We start from the raw sequence: 16965 nt of genomic DNA, 5'->3' as shown, positions 1-16965 counted from the left end.
TTTTTGGAACTGCCCAATTTTAACCTGGAAGAAAATGAAATAAAAACTGATCTTGAAGGCTGGATGTATGTACTGCGCAATATGTGGAAATTGAATAAAATTCCTGTAATTTTGGATAAGAAAGTTTTTCAAAAGCTATTTCAGATTGCTGAAGTAGCCAACTTAAAGAAGGAGGAATATATGTTGTACGAAAAAGACCTTTTGGATAAATGGACAGAGTATTCGGTGCTGAAAACCGCAGAAGAAAAGGGAATGGAAAAGGGTATTGAAAAAGGTAAAGCCGAAGGTAAAGCCGAAGGTAAAGCCGAAGTTGTTCGTAACCTTATAAATAAATTTGGGTTTAATGACGAGCAGGCTGCAAACGCCGCCGAAGTTTCTATTGCCTTTGTAAAAAAAGTACGCGCATCTCTAAAGAAGAAAAAATAGAAGATAGTTTGTAATAAAGGCTGCACTTTTATTAGTAGCAGCTTTTTCTTTTTTTGTGTATGTATATGCGGGATATAAGCTATTAGGGAACAGCAATTCAGAATTAAAATAAACTCCTTACCAGAAGCCGGTTTGAGAGGTGATTACAAAAATATTTTTCGGGCTAATTGGAACTTTATTTCAGTAGAGGGAGAAAAAAGCCCTTGCGGGCTAAAGTAGCTTCGCTATATTTGTTACTCATTTTTTTTTGAAACCCCGCTTTTGAGTAAATTTTTGAGGCGGGGCTTTCTTATTTTTTAAAGGTATGCTTTTTTGCTGAGTAACAACAGCAATCAACAGCAAAAAAATCATCCTGACGGCGCCGAACTGGTCTACCAGTTGCGCAAGGTTATCCACAGTCATTTTCCCGGTTTAATGAAGTTGCTGGCAGCAGTGCCGGATCACCGCAAACGGAGGGTGTATACGCCACAGGAAATTATTTCGGCAGCCATTGCCCTGTTCAGTTTTAAAGAGCAAAGCCGTAACGCCATCAACAACGACCGGCAGTATAGCCGGGAGTTTTCCTCCAATTTTGAAAAACTATTCCATTGCCGGCTGCCCCACCAGGACAGCGTTCAGTTGTTCTTTAAACAACTGCCACCCGAAAAACTCTCCTGCGTACAAACGGCTCTTGTGCGCCATCTCATTGAAAAAAGAGTATTGGAGCGCTATCGCTCACAAGGCTATTATACCATAGTTTTTGACGCCTCAGGAGTGCTCAGTGGCAGCACCGACCGGTATGGTTGCGGGCTGAAACGGGAATCCAAAACGGGGGTCAGCTTCCAGTATCATGTACTGGAAGCCCGGCTGGTTACCCATAGCGGACTTTGCCTACCCATAGCTTCGGAATGGATCACCAATGAACAACAGGCTGAATATGATAAACAGGACTGCGAAAACAAAGCCTTTAAAAGAATGGCTGTAAAAATAAAAGAAGACTTTCCGCGCCTGCCCATATGTATACTGGCAGATGCCTTGTATGCCAACAGCCCCATCATGTCTGTTTGTGAGCAGTATGGATGGAAGTATATTATTACCCTTAAAGATGGGAACCTGCCAGGTGTGCAACGCTGTCTTGCCGATGACCCGCCCACCACCTGCAACAGCTTTATCCATAAGCCCAAAAGCGATAACCAACACCAAACCATCACCCAACAGTACCATTGGGTCAATGATCTTACACACGAAAAACACTGGTTCCATTACATCAGTTGCAAAGAAACCATCTGCAATACCCACACACCCAAAACAACTACTACCCGTTTTGTGCGCATTACCAATATGGAGGTAAATGCCGATACCGTCATACGCCTGAGCAAAGCGGGGCGGATGCGCTGGAAAATAGAAAACGAGGGCTTTAATACAATGAAAAACGGTGGTTATGAATTGCAGCACCTTTTTAGCCGTAAGTGTTTTAACGCTCAAAAAAACTATTACCAGTGCCTGTTAATAGCCCACACCATCAACCAGTTTGTAGAACACAGCCTGATGGTACAGGACCTTTTGGCTGCAAACAAAAAGCTGACCATTAAATACCTGTGGCAGCAACTGATGGAAGCCATAAGAGGGCAATGCCTTTGTACCCAAACAATACAACGCATTGAAAACACAAGACACCAAATCCGCCTGCGATCAGGATGACAAGCTTTATAAAGAAGCCCTCATTGCTTCGGGTGATATGCCTGCGCCTTACAACAGGATATCTTTAACTCCTTTAAAATACATTCTACTTACCAATAAATTTTACTTACTCTTTCCTCTTGCCGGCGAAGCTATACACTCAACGCCGCTTAGCTCACTCATGCCCTTACTGAAACACCTGGCGTTCAGCAGCAAATAATTTGTTGCTTCTGAATCGCTGTTAGGGAAACCCTCAATTTTTGAAAAACGATATTTCTCGTATCTTAGCCCTTTAAGGTTTAGGGTTAAAAAAATCCCGCCAAGACTGGCGGGATTTTTTATCATAATTCAGCGTAAAGTTTGTTTAAACTGGATAGCAAATTCAAATCCAAGATTTGGCAATACTACGACGTGGTCTTGAGGACTACGCCGAGCATGGATGTTAACAGTTAAAATTGGAAAAATACAAAGTTAACTTTGCAACAATGCACTTATTACATTTTCCATCGTTTTATCAAACTTATTTTTTATTTCGCATTCCCAAACCACAATCACCTTATAGCCAAGTATTGCCAACTCCTTTTCCTGATTTCTAAATCTATTAATATTTTTTTGGATTTTGGGTATCCAGTAATCTTGCCGGGTTTTTGGTATATGGGCTATCTTGCAATTATGAGAATGATGATGCCAAAAACAACCATGAACAAAAATAGTAGCCTTATATTTTGGCAATACAAGGTCCGGCTTTCCTGGTAAATTTTTATTATGCAGCCGGAACCGAAACCCTTTTGCATGTAAAAATTTTCGCACAGCAATCTCTGGCTTCGTTCCCTTGCTTCTAATCTTAGACATTATGTAACTGCGCTGCTCTTCATTCATAGCTGCAATTGCATTGTTGGCATAACCAGTTTAATTAGTTCATCAATTTTAGGGCGCCAGCCTTGTAATTCTATATTTTGTGAGAATTGTTCAGCTAATTTGGTTAAACGAGCCCTATCAAACACTAATCCCGCATCATTTTGTGCATTAACAAGATTCATATTTGATAAGTGGTACGGCGTAGCAAATGCTCTAATAGGATGTTTGACATAAGATAGTGGATGAAACCATTTGCTAATTTTATCAATTGTTAAATCATTAAATTTGGTGGTCCAGTCGTCACCGCAGGCACATTGGCCAATAATAAAAACTTTACCCTTTCTTCCATCTGGAGTATTTTTCCAAACTATAAAGTCTAGCCCTTCATCACCGGTTGTTTGTGGTTGTTTTCCAAAATCTTCGATAGCATTCCAGACCCATTCTCCGGTTAATTCATTAACCTTTTGCATTGCTTTAAAAAAGGTGGTACCTATTTCTTCATCTCTTGGCGAACCAACATGCACTGAATCACTATCATTGCCTAAATATAGCTCGGCAAGTAGTGTGCACGTTCTTTCGAACACCCTTGGAAGATTAACATAATCACCGGCAGTAATTGTAGGCGAAGTAGAAATAGCTAAACAAAATTCATAATAATTAGTTTGGCTCGACCGATAAATTAATTGGCTTCCGTTAATTTCAAAGGGATATGATTCACCTAAAAGCTTATACCTTCTTTCTATTTCTTCATAAATTTCTCCGGAAGCCGTTTCATATTTCAAATCTTCTTGGTGCCATCGTTGCGTTACTGTTCGGTCTTCTGGGTCAAAATCATCCATTGCGCCTGATACGCGGTCATCATACAATCCAGCATCAAACAACACTGAACCACGAAGCATTGCATTTACCTCTGTTTGATCAGCGTCTTTAATAATTCTCTGCTCGGGATTTCGATTTTTGTAAGGATCAATTATCATCTTCTTCAGGGTTTACTATAGCCTTTAAGCTTTTTTCAATTTCATGCGCAGTTTTTCTATTCCTGTTTGCTAAACCTATTAAAGGAGCGGCAATGCCAATAGGTATATTTTGTTCAGCCATTCCGGCCACAAGGTCACTTTGTATTTCCCTCACTTGCGCCAATCCTAAACGTAACCGGTCATCAATTGGCCTGGTAAGCCTGGTAATTTCTTCAACAGTTTTGCCCTGTTCTAACATAGTAACCTTTTCAGGGTCAGCCAAAGCCAAAGCTAATTCTCCCAACTGCCTGGAATCAGTTATTGCAGAGTTCCTTCCTTTAGACCTGTCGCCAAACATCGTTTTTACAACCAGCTCTGCTTTCGGAAGGTTTTTATTATCTATAGGATTTTTTACTGGGGTTTTGTCCGGCATATCTAAAAACTTCCTTGTGCTGCTATAACCCAGCATGGTATAAACCCAGGAAAAAGGATAATCAGTAACACTGCCCCTTCCCTTTCTTACACTGTCAGAAGGTACAAAGTGGCCTGTTTCAGTTAGCTGGTCTATAAAATAGTATCCTTCAAGCAAATGATTAATAGTTTGCTGGTCAGAGCCAATCATTAATGCGATGTCATTTAAAGAAATATTATTTTCTTCAACAACTTTTGCAACCCAATAGGCTTTTGCATAAGAATCCCATGGCTGCGAAGAAGCAATATGCCGAACTCCTAAATATGATAAAAGGGCTTTGTTTTCATCGGCTTCCCCAAAAATAATTACAGGTATAGGGTCAATTGGTTTTTGCCCATGTTCTTTCCATATTCTTTGGTAATCAGCAGTTCTTTTTTTTTGCCTTGATGCCCTTTCATCTCCGGTTATTATTAAACAGGCAGCAAGCCTTCTGTTACCTTCAGCTACTGTAAAATTGTCGTCAGGGCCTTTTTTGCAAACAAGAGGCTCGGCATCAAAATAACCATTTACAGCCAATGAGCTTAATACATCATCCACTCCAAATTTTTCTACGATATGGTCTAGTATATCTGCCTGGCTGGAATTTTTTTCAAGGTCACCAAATCTTGGGTTATCCTTATCTAATAAAAGTTTATTCAAATATTCCCGGCTTTGATTCCCGCCCGTTGGAATATTTTGCACAACAGTTTTAGCCATAATCTTATTGATTTTACCAAATATTAGGAAGTGCGCTCGCAACAGCATTAAAAAGCGGTGGCGGAACTGCGTTGCCGATTACTTTATATTTCATAGTCAACGAGGCCGTATCTGGAAAAGTAAAATGCCGATCAAATCCTTGCAACCGTGCTGCCTCCCTGTACGATAGCCTCCTTGCTGGTTCATTAGAAATGAAGGCCCACGCATCATTTCCAATTTTTTTTAATTCCGGGCTATTAGGGTGAAGCGGCATATGCCTCATATTGCTTACAATTGTTTTTGAAGGCTCGTTCCAATTCCTTCGCCGGTTTCTGGATAAGTAATACCAGTGAAAGTCCTGGGCACAAAATTCACCTTCTGGCCAAACAGGCAAATCTGAAATTACATTCATTTGGGTTGTGTACGGTTGATTTGATTTTGGGCCATGTGTTGGAAACGGGAAAAAATATTCAGCCTGGATATTAGACCTGATTCCAACTATAAAAATCCGTTTACGTTCTTGTGCAACGCCATATTCAGCGGCATTTAGAATATCCCATTTTACTTTATATCCTGCCATCCTGAAACGCGTAATCTGATTCTTAAGCAAATGCCCAAAATTAGCACGGCTCATTCCGGATACGTTTTCCACTATAAAAGCTTTAGGCCGTATTGTACGTAATGCACGGTCAAATTCGCGATATAAATAATTGATTTTTCTATTGGGATCCCTAACACCGCCCTGGCTGAAACCCTGGCAAGGATAACATCCAACTAAAATATCAGAGTTTGGAAAAGATGTTATAGTTGATATATCGCATGCCTTAAAATCTGTAGCAGGTAAATTATGCTTATAAACTTCTGATGCATAGCCAAGCTTATCATTGGCCATGAGCACTTCAAAACCTGCCTGATGAAGCCCAAAATCTGACCCCCCACATCCGCTAAACAAAGAAACTGCAGTTGGCATAATTATTTTTTAAAGAAACATTTTACATATCGCAATGTAAATAAATCACTAGTTTATGTCTCTGTTTAATTACTCTTGGCTTTAATATTCGCCTTTAACGTTTGCAGTTTCTCCTTACTCTCTTTCAATTGCTGCTCTAAATTTTTCGTTTCACCGCAACCTTGATACATTATATTGACGCCATTGTTTCCATCGTAATTATTGAAATGATTCGTAAAGGTTGATTTCTCTTTATATGTCAAAATATACTCGGGGGAAACCCCAAAAATTTCAGCAAGTTCGGTTAAGCGTGTTAGTGTTATATCTGATACATTGTTTTCAATGTTGCTATATGCTTTTGATGAAATACCCAAAGCCTTAGCAACATCTTCTTGCTTCAGGTTTTTTTCTTTTTCTCTAATGTCACGAATGTTATCTCCGATTTTCATGATAATTTTTAATTTTATTAAAAATCAATATTGTTTTTTTTCAATAGTCTTTCTAACAAATCTATCCGTTTTCTTTCACTTTCAAGAAGCTCATCTTTTAATTTTTGTACAGAGACTAAATCTTGAATATCACTTCCTTGGTGCATGATATTTATTCCCTGATTACCATTGTTATTATGGAAATGATTATAAAAATCTCTTTTTGCTTGTTTATAATTTAAAATATAAAGGGGGCTACATTCAAGAATACGAGCAATTTCTTCTAACCGATTTAAAGTAATATCGGTTAAATTGTTCTCAATATTTGTATATGCTCGAGTAGAAATATGTAACTGTCTTGCTACAAAGCTGCTTTTTAGATTTCTTTCGACCATTCGAATTTCCTTTATATTATCACCAACTCGCATTATTTGTCAAAAATTAAAAGTGATATTATTTTCACGAAGCAATTTTTCGAGCTTTGGAATTCTGTTTAATTCTTCCGCATATAATTCCTTATAACCCTTCCGTATTTCTTCTTGGTCAATACCCTGCGTGTGTATGTTAGTGCTACTATTGCCAGGGTGGTTGTAGAAATAATTTTTAATTTGACCAAAACGTTCTTCCATTTCGATGAGATCTGTAATTGCCACAGACAAAACATTAGAGATCACCTTTAGTTGTTTAACAGTTATATCTGTTATTTCATTTTCAATATTTCGATACTCCTCAATACTGATGTTTAAAGCGGTTGCCAGCATTTCGGCACTCTTTCCTTCCGCCTCTCTAAAAGCTCTTATATTTTCTCCAATTTTCATATCAAATTTGTTTTATCAAAAATAGTAAAACTTCTTATACCCGCAGCGAAACTTCTACTCAAAGCAGTAATATTTTTTTTACCTAATGGAACATTAAGCATTTTGCCAGATGATTAATTAGTTAAATCACTGATTCAATCTTAGATTTCTCTCATATGCCAAAAGAAGAAAACTTATACGAAGATTTACTTGCAAAAGGTCACTCAAAACAAGAGATAGGTACTGCTATATATAACTGCATAATGCATGAAATAGCCTGCAAAAAAGCTTACAAAAAGCTATCCTTTCCTGGCAAAATAAAATGGCATCTGCGAAACTATTCGTGGCAGGCAACCCGCTTTTGTAAACACCTTACGGCAGAAGGCCTTATGCTGCTTAAAACACAGTTTGCGAAAAAACCAAAAAATCCTATATAGAATTTTCAAGGCGTGATTTATAAGGATTAATAAAGAGGCTTAACGCGCAAGGTATATAGTGTTTAAAGCTTTTCTTGCGCGTTTTGCTTTGCAAAACAGCCATTTCAGTTACCGTTTCCCCCTATACTTTACGCCTTGCCATCCCGCTAAATTCCTGTTAGCATTCCTATTATTTCTAACTATACAAATTCTTAACTGCAATGAAATTTAAAACATGCATTGCGGCCCTGCTATTGTTATGTGCATATAGCAGGCTGCAAGGGCAAATAACCAAAATACAACCATTAAATATTAATGGCAGGCTGCCGGATATTACACTTCAGAATATTATCAATTATAGCAAGCCAATGGCAAAGTTGTCTGAATTGCAAGGCAACCGTACACGCCTTATATTGTTCGATTTTTGGCTTACATCATGCATACCCTGCATACATGCTTTTCCCAAACTTGATTCACTGCAGCATGCATTTAACGGCAGCCTGCAGGTGATTATGGTAACAACGGAAGCGCCCGGTACTGTGCAATCATTTCTTAAAAAATGGGAGGAAAGAAACAAACGGAAATTTTCTATTCCGATTGTTACGGCAGACACAGTAATACAACAATACCTGAGGCAGGCAAGCAAACCGAGTTATGCCTGGTTGGCTCCTGATAATATACTGCTGGCGCAAACATCTGCTTCATTTATTTCGAAAGACATTATTACTGCTTATATAACCAGCCTGATGCATGATGAGGTGTACAGCAACTATTTTAAAAAAGATTACAAAACTCAAAAACCAAACTGACATGGAAAAATACTCTATCATACTGCTGTGCAGCTATCTTCTTATTACAGCAACTGCGCACACACAGACCCCTGTAAACGGCACTGTTATAAGCAGGCAAAATGGGCAACCGCTTGCAGGCGCAACGGTAAGGTCGAATAACACCGGTATTGTTACCCGAAGCAGCGAAACAGGCCTTTTCTCAATGAACCTTTCCAAATTACCTGATACGCTCTTTATTTCCTATATAGGTTATGCCCTGGGCACTTTTGCCATAGTAAAAGGAGGCGGCATAGGCCGGGTGATGCTTACGCCAGAAGAAAGCATGCTGGAACAGGTTATGGTAAATACCGGTTACCAGCTATTAAAGCCAAACGAGGTGAATGGTGCTGTTACGGTAGTGAATACCAGGATGCTGAACGAACAAACCGGTACCAACATTTTACAACGCCTAAATGGTGTAACTAATGGTTTGTTGTTTAATGTGAACAAACGAACAAGTTCAGGCAGCGAGGCCAATGATATGTCTATAAGGGGTTTAAGTACCATTAACGGCCCCGTAAGCCCGTTGATTATATTGGATGAATTTCCGTATGAGGGCGATATTAACAACATTAATCCAAATGATGTTGAAAGCATTACAATTCTTAAAGACGCTTCAGCTGCAAGTATATGGGGAGCAAGGGCAGGTAACGGCGTTATTGTTATAACAACAAAAAAGGGCAGGTTTAACCAGAAAACACAAATCTCTTTCAACAGCAGCGTAACGATTACCGCTGCGCCCAAGCCGGGCGACCTGCCCCGTAGCAAGATGGCAGTAAGCGATTATATTGATATAGAGCAATACCTTTTTGACAAGGGCTATTTTGACGCCACTATTAACAACACATCCAGCCATCCTGTCCTTACACCTGTGGTTTCCCTGCTGCAAAAAGTAAAAACAGGCCAGATAACACAAACGGAAGGTGAACAGCAGTTGCAGCAGTTAAAGCAGCAGGATGCTGCAGCGCAATATCGCGACGTATTTGAGCAGCCCGGTATTACACAACAGTATTCATTAAGTTTCAGCGGCGGCAGCAACAATACAGCCTGGCTGCTTGCCGGCAATTATAACAATGTGCAGAGCACTGATAAATCCACGTCATACAAAGTTAACCTGCGTTTTGAAAACAGCTTAAAACTATCCAGAAGCCTTACAGTAAACACGGGGGTATTTTATACAAGCAACCGTTCTACTACCGGGGCCCCTGATTATATTACGCTTACCACTCAAGGCAGCAGGTATGTGCCTTATATGGTGTTTAAAAATGACGATGGTAGCGCTGCCGGTATTGCAAAATACAGACAGGAGTTTATTGATACTGTTGGCGGTGGCCGGCTGCTGGATTGGTATTATTATCCCGCAGATGATTACAGGCAAGATTATACAACGGTGGATTTACAGGATATAACCGGCCGTATCAACCTGAACTGGTCACCCTGCCAGGGATTCACAGCATCTGCTTATTACCAGTATCAAAAACAATGGAGCATAACGGAACGTAAAGCCGAAGTGGAGAGCTACTATGCCCGCGATCTTATAAACAGGTTTACTGTATTGGGAACAGATAATTCAACGGATGTATATAATATACCCAAGGGCGATGTGCTGGCTCATTCCGGCGCTAATATCGTATCAACCAACCTGAGAGGGCAATTGAATTATAATAAAGGCTGGGGCAGGCATTTGTTATCGGCAATAGCCGGTGCCGAAATGCGCCAGGTAACTAACAGTGATGCCGGAAGCTTTACCGTGTATGGCTATCAGGAAGACCCCTTATCTGTTGGTACTGTAAATTATGCCACGGCTTATCAAACCCTAGTGGACGGGAGCTATCAGTATATACCGGGGGCGCCCGGTACGGGGACAAAAATTGTAAACCGCTTTGTAAGCTTTTTTTCCAATGCACTATACAAATTTAATAACAGGTACAGCATAAGCCTTAGCGGGCGTAAGGATGCTTCGAATGTGTTCGGCGCCAATACCAACGATAAATGGAATCCATTGTGGTCGGCAGGTGCAGGCTGGGAAATGTCTGATGAACCTTTTTATAATTTTCAGGTAATACCCTTTTTGAAACTGCGGGCGAGTTTCGGGTACAGCGGCAACGTTGACACAAGAAAAACGGCATTGCCCATAAGCAGCGCACTTACCAATTCGGTTACAAATTTTCCGGTACAGCGAATCAGCAATCTCAACAATCCTGACCTGAAGTGGGAGAAATCGAGACAGATAAATATAGGTGTTGATTTTAAAACGGCAGGTAATATTATCAACGGTTCTTTGGAATACTATCTTAAAAAAGGTACAGACCTTTATGGCGAAACCCTGTATGATTATACCACCTGGGGTTATAGCGGAACCATAACTACCAATACGGCGAATATGCTTGGCAGGGGTATTGACATAAATATTACTTCAACGAATCTAAACAAGAGTAAGCTGAAATGGCAAACAACTTACATTTTTAACTATAATACCAGCAAAACCACAAAATACTTTGCAGAAGAAGCCCAGGGTGTTTATTCCTTACTGGATGGAAGTCAGATAGTGCCGGTAGTGGGCATGCCGTTATATGGCATTACCGCCTATAAATGGGGCGGCCTGAACAGTGAAGGAGATCCGCAAGGTTATTTAAATGGTAAACTAAGCACAGATTACCAGGCTATTAATAATAGTATTGATTCTGCAGGCTTAGGCAGCGGCAGCATTGTTTTTGCGGGCACATCGTCGCCGAAATTCTTTGGTTCACTTATTAATGAACTAAGGTGGAAGAGGCTGGCACTATCTTTTAATATTGTTTACCGGTTTGGCTATTATTTTAAGAAAACCTCATTTAGCTCCGGCGACCTTATAAATGGTGGTATAGGCCATGCAGACTATAACAAACGCTGGCAGCAACCGGGCGATGAGCAGCATACAAATGTGCCTGCATTTGTTTATACGGATTATACCCAATTTTCTAACAGGGATGCTTTTTACCGAAACGCAGAAATTCAGGTGGCCAAAGCAGACCACATACGGTTTCTTTATATCAACCTGTCTTATAGCCTAAGCAGTAAAAAGGCAGAAAACTTTTTCAGAAATACGGAGGTGTATTTAAACGCTGCAAACCTGGGTATTATATGGCGGGCCAATAAATACCATCTTGATCCGGACTATCCAGATTCTTACAGTCCGCAACTGCAGTTCACTATCGGGCTGAGGAGCAATTTTTAATTGCAGGCATTTATGGTTTGGAAAAAAATTATAACAACAACCATTTATAAAATAATGAAACACATAAAAGATTTTATCGGTAATCGTACTATCGGTATTGGCATCCTGGTAACCATGCTGACATGCGGATTAATTTCCTGCAAAAAATACCTTGATAAAAAATATAGTAATACAATTACTACACCTACTTCATTAACTGACCTACAAGCGTTATTAGATGATGCTTCAGGAACGATGAACGTTAAGCGGACACCATCTTTCGGCGAAGCATCAGCAGACGACTATTTCTGTTTGCCGGAACAGTACGCTAATCTGAGCTCCTGGCAGCAACAGGCATATATTTGGATGCCGTATGATTATACTTACCCCAACGACTGGTCAATATGTTATGTTCCGGTATATAATGCAAATTATTGCCTGGACGCTATCGGAGATATAGGGCGGAACAGTGAAAATGCAGAAGCCTGGGATAATGTTAAGGGAAGTGCCCTTTTTTTCAGGTCTTATTATTTTTTAATGCTGGACTGGACTTTCTCAAAGGCCTATGATGAGAGCAGTGCTGATACCGATAAGGGAATTGTATTGCGGCTTACTTCCAATTACAATGAACCTTCTGTAAGAAGCAGCGTACGCGAAAGTTATAATCAGGTTATTACAGACACAAAAGTGGCTGCCGATTTATTGCCTGACTTGCCGCTTCATTCGTACAGGCCTTCAAAATGTGCAGCTTATGGGTTGCTATCGAGAGCTTATTTGTCAATGCGCATATATGACAGTGCTTATAAATATGCAAACATGGCTTTGCTTTTAAAAAATGACTTGATGGATTTAAACGGAGATGAAGATATAGGGACATTAACAGACTATTATCCTTTTAAAAAATTTAATAAGGAAACGGTTTTCTATACCGAAATGAATGCAAGCGGCACTTTCAGCCTAATCGTTACACCAAGGGGCAGGGTGGATTCGTCATTGATTAACACATATGACAGTAGCGATTTACGTAAAATTGCCTGTTTTGCGCAATCGGGGAATTATTATTTGTATAAAGGCAGCTATGCCCAAAGCAGCCTTTGTTTTACAGGGCTTACCACGGCCGAAATGCTGTTAATGAGGGCAGAATGCGCAATACGTACCGGTGATGCTGAAACTGCATTATCCGACCTCAACAGGTTGCTGGAAAACCGCTATAAAACCGGTACATACTCACCACTTTCAATGGCATCGGGAGACAGTATATTAGACCGGATTTTACTGGAAAGGAGAAAGGAACTCTTATTTCGAGGCCTCCGCTGGATGGATATAAAACGATTGAACAAAGAGGGTAGGGATATCACACTTAAGCGCATAATAGATGGAAAGGTATATACCCTGGCACCTGATGCATCTTATTATGCATTGCCATTGCCAAAAGATATAATTGATATAACAGGTATAGCCCAGAATTAGACCACTGATACCTGTGAAGTAAAGAGGCTGTTTATGGTTTTGACAGCCTCTTTTGTTTAAAGCAAAAAACATCATGTATTCTGTATAAATACATTGCGTCTTTAAATGGCATCAAGGTCTTGTAACGTTTTCAACTTCATCTTTAATTGATGAACTGGTTACATTGTCCATAACGTCATCTACATAATAATAGCTGCCACTTCCATTAGCCTGTATGCCAACTCTTGAAGATGGGTTGGAACCGTCATAATAATTCGACTCCTGCCCTGTTGGTACGCTAATGCTAAATGAACAGGCTACATCATCGGGGCCCGATGCACAGATGCCTGAAGCAGAAACAATCTGCCAATTAGAGTTTGATGTTACTGATCCAGATGAAAAATCTGATGTGGGTTGATATTTAAAGTATAATGTTGACAAGGCTTTACTGGTTGCGTCTTCTTTAAAAGCAACGAAAATAACAGCACCAAAAATTATTGCCATTGCAGGCAATGCCCATTTGATAGCCCAAAGGCTTTTTGTAATTGACATGGTATTTAATTTACATTAGAAATTTAATTAACAGATCGAAGCCAAAGTTGGCTTATATCAGCTTGGTTAGGTATGTTGGTACTTGACAACATACCCCTCCGTTTTATAAAGCCCACCAAGCCTGTACGATCCATATTAGCAACGGATTCATAGCTGATAAGTGGGCTATCGGATTTGAATAATCTAATTTTATGCGTTATTTTCTTTTTTGTAATAAAATTTTTCACTTTCATTCGATTTTAAGCAGTTTCTTTTATTTAACTTTTTGCTTATAATCATCAATATAAGCTAATGCAAAGTTGAGGGCATAAAAAGCCAAATTGTTTGACCAAAAAGGTGGAATAAGGATTTTTTTCGGTGTTTTTGCATATAATGGCAGGTGTTTTCGCTATTTTATTTCGGGCGTTCCATTGTAGGCGTTATCTTAAAAAGGCGTTTGTAAGCCCGTATAAGCCCTTCACGGGTTTGAAAACCCGTTTTCATAGCAATATCCAAAACAGAACCGCCTGTTTCTCTCAGCAGCTTTTGGGCCTTGTAAAGCCTTAGCTCCAGGTTCATTTTATAGGGATTAACGCCGAATAATCTTTTAAAACCGGTTTTAAACTGGTACAGGCTGATCCCAACTTTTTCTGCCAGTTGTATCTCTGTTGAAAACAGTTCCTCGCTGTCGAAAGTATTGGCTTCCTTTTCTATTATCGCCCTGGCATACAGCAAGGCTTCGGTATGCCTGTTATGGTGCCGTTCTGCAGGGATGTTGTTGCCTTGTGAGCGCAGTAAAAACATGGCGAGCAACTCCAGGGCCAGCGCTTCCGTTAACGCCCTTGAGGCGTCAGGCAGGGCGAGATGCCCCAGGATTTTGTTTACCACATATCCCATTTCCGGGTCAAGAAAACTGCGCTGGCCGAATAACTGGATTGCATGCTGCAGCTTCTGCTCCTTTTTATCGAGGAACCTGTCCAGCATAGGAAAATCTTTTGACCATTTTTCCAAAACAGGTTCTTTGGGATGAATATCAAACGTAAGGTACTCGCCGCCCACAGGGAACAGGGCGCGGTTTTCCATAAAAGGGGCATACGTGATATTAAACTCCCGGTTATCCAGTATGGTATCGTTTCTCCTGCCAAGCGATTGCACCATACGGTTCTTTAAGGTGATGTGGGCCTCCAGTATAGGGCCCGGCACTTCGGCATAAAACACCGTTTCATAGTTCATTATATACCGGCTGATCCAAAGCTTCAGGTCCGACAGCGTAACTTCCCGAAAAAGCATGCTGCCGTAATCGCCCACATTCGTATAGGTTTCAATAAACCCGGGCTGAGGTTTTGCCATGCTGCTTACCGGGACGATATCAACCGATTCATTGGAACTGGATAATATTTTAAAAACCTCAGCCATAATAAACGAAAGAGCTTATTGCAACTTTTTGGTCAATTAAACCAACTTTTTGGTCAACAGGCCAGAGGCATTTCAGTCTTAGCTTGCGATTGCAGAGCAGGAGTGGGAAAAACCACCTGCAAAATTATTAAATAAACAAATCATGAAAGATTTATTACCGGCCGACAACCTCAAACGGCAGATTGTCCTTTTTCAAAAAAAATGCGGGCAGTACACTATAAAGGTTAAGCCCTTATGCCTTACAAGGGATATACGCCCGCTGCACCGGTGGATGAATATGGAATATGCCAAAGCTTTCTGGCAGATGGCCTGGCCTTATTCAAAACTGTATAAGCATTATGAATGGTTTATTGACAGCGGCCTTGGTTACCCGCTCATGTTCTTTATAGATAATAAGGTGCGGCCGGTGGCATTAATAGATGCTTACCTGGCAAAAAAGGACGAAGTGGCGAAGCATTATGATGCAGGCGCAGAAGATTTTGGCGTGCACCTTTTAATGGGGCCTGATAAAAAACGCATTCCGGCGCTTAGCGCCAATGTAATGATCGCGGGCCTTTCCTTTCTCTTTAGCCTTGGCGTTGAAAGGATAATTGGGGAGCCTGATGTAAATAATAAAAATGCCAATGCACTGGTACAACGGGTGGGCTTTAAGTGGATAAAGCAAATAGAATTATCGTACAAAACAGCCAATTTATATTTCTGTGAAAAAGGGGAGTTTGTAAAAGCACATCCACCCGATAGCTGACATAGTTGTATATACAATATCTAAAAACTATCACCATGCAAAAAGACCGTATTGCTGTATTTGATGCAGCGAGGGGATTTACCATGCTTATTATGCCTGCCGTGCATTCTGTAATGTTATATAGCAACACGCAGGTTCAGCAAGGTATTATGGGCAAAGTGCTGGCTTTTCTTGCAGAAGGCCCCGGCGCCCAATTATTCCTATTACTGATGGGTGTTTCCATCAACCTGTCCAGGCCAGGAACATCGCAACAGGTATTAAGCAGGGCATTATCGCTTTTCGGGCTGGCTTACCTGCTTAATTTTTTAAAGCTGGTGATGCCCATTTCGCTTGGCATTATGCCCGTAACATTCCTCTATGATGCAGGTTTTTCTGCTGATGATACCGGGATGCTGCATGCACTTTTTATGGGGGATATTTTACAGACGGCTGCTATTGGTTACCTCGTTTGCGGAATGCTTGCACGCATGCCTAAATTTCAGGCACAGGCAATAATATTAACTATCACAATCATCGCTTGTTCGCCTTTGCTTTGGCAGCATGGCCCTGCATCTTCTTTGTGGATGTTGACAAGCCTGTTTACCGGCAAAGCGCCATATAGTTTTTTTCCTGTGTTCCCATGGATAAGCTACCCGCTTGCCGGGCTGGTTACCGGAAGCTATTTTAAAAGCTGCAGGAATGCACACCGGTTTTTTCTATACACGCTCAGCATTGGTTTTATGATGCTTGTCGCCGGTAAAATAATAACGCGCTTTGAGCCTGCAGCCTGGAATGTAAGTTTTTACCGCACCGGCATCGGCGGTACGCTGTGCCATCTGGGTATTGTATTGATGTGGTTATTTCTATGCGATTTGCTTGTAACGATTTCCAGGCATAATTTCTTTATCCGGTTTCTTGCCTGGCTAAGCCGGCACATAACGCTGGTTTATTTTGTGCAGTGGATTACAGTTTTATGGCTGCTGCCTGTTTACCAATACCATGCGCTTGATATATGGCAATCGGTATTTGCGCTTATAACAAATTCAGCGCTGTCTTTTGGTATTACATTCTTGTTAATACGCATTTGGGATACACTCCTGAAGCAACCTGTGTGCGGTAAATCGGCTGCTCGCAAAAGCGCCGCCGGTTCAAAATGACCTCTGTATAAAACAATGTATGTAAC

Annotated in this window: 18 protein-coding genes; 8 read left to right on the top strand and 10 right to left on the bottom strand. The window is 40.6% G+C overall.

What is annotated here, in order from left to right; genetic code table 11:
- Both QM629_RS00495 and QM629_RS00490 read left to right on the top strand, forming a co-directional pair.
- Nucleotides 1-426, top strand: a 426-nt coding sequence (locus QM629_RS00495; RefSeq protein ID WP_415156073.1) for a PD-(D/E)XK nuclease family transposase, incomplete at its 5' end; no start/stop codon positions are given.
- 312 nt (nucleotides 427-738) lie between these two features.
- Nucleotides 739-2106 (top strand): hypothetical protein, encoded by a 1368-nt coding sequence (locus tag QM629_RS00490; RefSeq protein WP_415156071.1) that lies wholly within the window; start codon nucleotides 739-741, stop codon nucleotides 2104-2106.
- 102 nt (nucleotides 2107-2208) lie between these two features.
- Here QM629_RS00490 and QM629_RS00485 read toward each other — a convergent pair whose 3' ends face one another.
- The 8 genes from QM629_RS00485 to QM629_RS00450 form a co-directional block, all read right to left on the bottom strand.
- Nucleotides 2209-2430 carry a hypothetical protein gene (locus QM629_RS00485; RefSeq protein WP_415156069.1) on the bottom strand — a complete coding sequence of 74 codons (222 nt, stop codon included), beginning with the start codon at nucleotides 2428-2430 and terminating at the stop codon, nucleotides 2209-2211.
- A gap of 126 nt (nucleotides 2431-2556) precedes the next feature.
- The gene (locus QM629_RS00480) at nucleotides 2557-2964 is read right to left on the bottom strand and encodes a very short patch repair endonuclease (RefSeq protein WP_415156067.1); all 408 of its coding nucleotides are present in this window, start codon (nucleotides 2962-2964) and stop codon (nucleotides 2557-2559) included.
- A complete protein-coding gene (locus QM629_RS00475; protein WP_415156065.1) occupies nucleotides 2961-3920 on the bottom strand; it encodes a hypothetical protein in 960 nt (319 codons plus the stop codon). Before QM629_RS00475 ends, QM629_RS00480 begins: the two co-directional genes overlap by 4 nt.
- Entirely contained in the window at nucleotides 3910-5067 is a 1158-nt protein-coding gene (locus tag QM629_RS00470; RefSeq protein WP_415156063.1) for a hypothetical protein, read from the bottom strand. Before QM629_RS00470 ends, QM629_RS00475 begins: the two co-directional genes overlap by 11 nt.
- Before the next feature lie 13 nt (nucleotides 5068-5080).
- Entirely contained in the window at nucleotides 5081-6016 is a 936-nt protein-coding gene (locus QM629_RS00465; RefSeq protein ID WP_415156061.1) for a DNA cytosine methyltransferase, read from the bottom strand.
- Nucleotides 6017-6081: 65 nt separating this feature from the next.
- A complete protein-coding gene (locus QM629_RS00460) occupies nucleotides 6082-6444 on the bottom strand; it encodes a helix-turn-helix domain-containing protein (RefSeq protein ID WP_415156060.1) in 363 nt (120 codons plus the stop codon).
- A gap of 17 nt (nucleotides 6445-6461) precedes the next feature.
- A complete protein-coding gene (locus QM629_RS00455) occupies nucleotides 6462-6851 on the bottom strand; it encodes a helix-turn-helix domain-containing protein (RefSeq protein ID WP_415156059.1) in 390 nt (129 codons plus the stop codon).
- Nucleotides 6852-6857: 6 nt separating this feature from the next.
- Complete coding sequence (locus QM629_RS00450; RefSeq protein WP_415156057.1) at nucleotides 6858-7241, bottom strand: helix-turn-helix domain-containing protein; 384 nt, start codon at nucleotides 7239-7241, stop codon at nucleotides 6858-6860.
- Nucleotides 7242-7396: 155 nt separating this feature from the next.
- On the opposite strand from QM629_RS00450, the gene QM629_RS00445 reads away from it, so the two are divergent.
- The 4 genes from QM629_RS00445 (at nucleotide 7397) to QM629_RS00430 (ending at nucleotide 13132) form a co-directional block, all read left to right on the top strand.
- Nucleotides 7397-7657 (top strand): hypothetical protein, encoded by a 261-nt coding sequence (locus QM629_RS00445; RefSeq protein WP_415156055.1) that lies wholly within the window; start codon nucleotides 7397-7399, stop codon nucleotides 7655-7657.
- 200 nt (nucleotides 7658-7857) lie between these two features.
- Complete coding sequence (locus QM629_RS00440; protein WP_415156052.1) at nucleotides 7858-8445, top strand: TlpA family protein disulfide reductase; 588 nt, start codon at nucleotides 7858-7860, stop codon at nucleotides 8443-8445.
- A gap of 1 nt (nucleotide 8446) precedes the next feature.
- Nucleotides 8447-11683 carry a SusC/RagA family TonB-linked outer membrane protein gene (locus QM629_RS00435; protein ID WP_415156050.1) on the top strand — a complete coding sequence of 1079 codons (3237 nt, stop codon included), beginning with the start codon at nucleotides 8447-8449 and terminating at the stop codon, nucleotides 11681-11683.
- A 54-nt stretch (nucleotides 11684-11737) separates the two neighbouring features.
- Nucleotides 11738-13132 (top strand): RagB/SusD family nutrient uptake outer membrane protein, encoded by a 1395-nt coding sequence (locus QM629_RS00430; RefSeq protein WP_415156048.1) that lies wholly within the window; start codon nucleotides 11738-11740, stop codon nucleotides 13130-13132.
- Between the two features lie 111 nt (nucleotides 13133-13243).
- Here QM629_RS00430 and QM629_RS00425 read toward each other — a convergent pair whose 3' ends face one another.
- Together QM629_RS00425 and QM629_RS00420 are read right to left on the bottom strand one after the other, a co-directional pair.
- Nucleotides 13244-13663: a hypothetical protein gene (locus tag QM629_RS00425; RefSeq protein ID WP_415156046.1), complete on the bottom strand. Its 420-nt coding sequence runs from the start codon at nucleotides 13661-13663 to the stop codon at nucleotides 13244-13246.
- 393 nt (nucleotides 13664-14056) lie between these two features.
- Nucleotides 14057-15058, bottom strand: coding sequence for a helix-turn-helix transcriptional regulator (locus tag QM629_RS00420; protein WP_415156044.1), 1002 nt, complete (start codon nucleotides 15056-15058; stop codon nucleotides 14057-14059).
- A gap of 142 nt (nucleotides 15059-15200) precedes the next feature.
- Between QM629_RS00420 and QM629_RS00415 the strand changes: the two genes are divergently transcribed.
- Complete coding sequence (locus QM629_RS00415; protein WP_415156042.1) at nucleotides 15201-15803, top strand: GNAT family N-acetyltransferase; 603 nt, start codon at nucleotides 15201-15203, stop codon at nucleotides 15801-15803.
- Between the two features lie 35 nt (nucleotides 15804-15838).
- Nucleotides 15839-16939, top strand: coding sequence for a heparan-alpha-glucosaminide N-acetyltransferase domain-containing protein (locus tag QM629_RS00410; protein WP_415156040.1), 1101 nt, complete (start codon nucleotides 15839-15841; stop codon nucleotides 16937-16939).
- Nucleotides 16940-16965: the final 26 nt, after the last annotated feature.

Origin of the sequence: Parafilimonas sp. (assembly GCF_047606085.1) — a bacterium.
Lineage (GTDB): Bacteria > Bacteroidota > Bacteroidia > Chitinophagales > Chitinophagaceae > Parafilimonas.
Note: the sequence above shows the minus strand (reverse complement) of the source record. Positions and strands in the feature narration are given on the sequence as shown.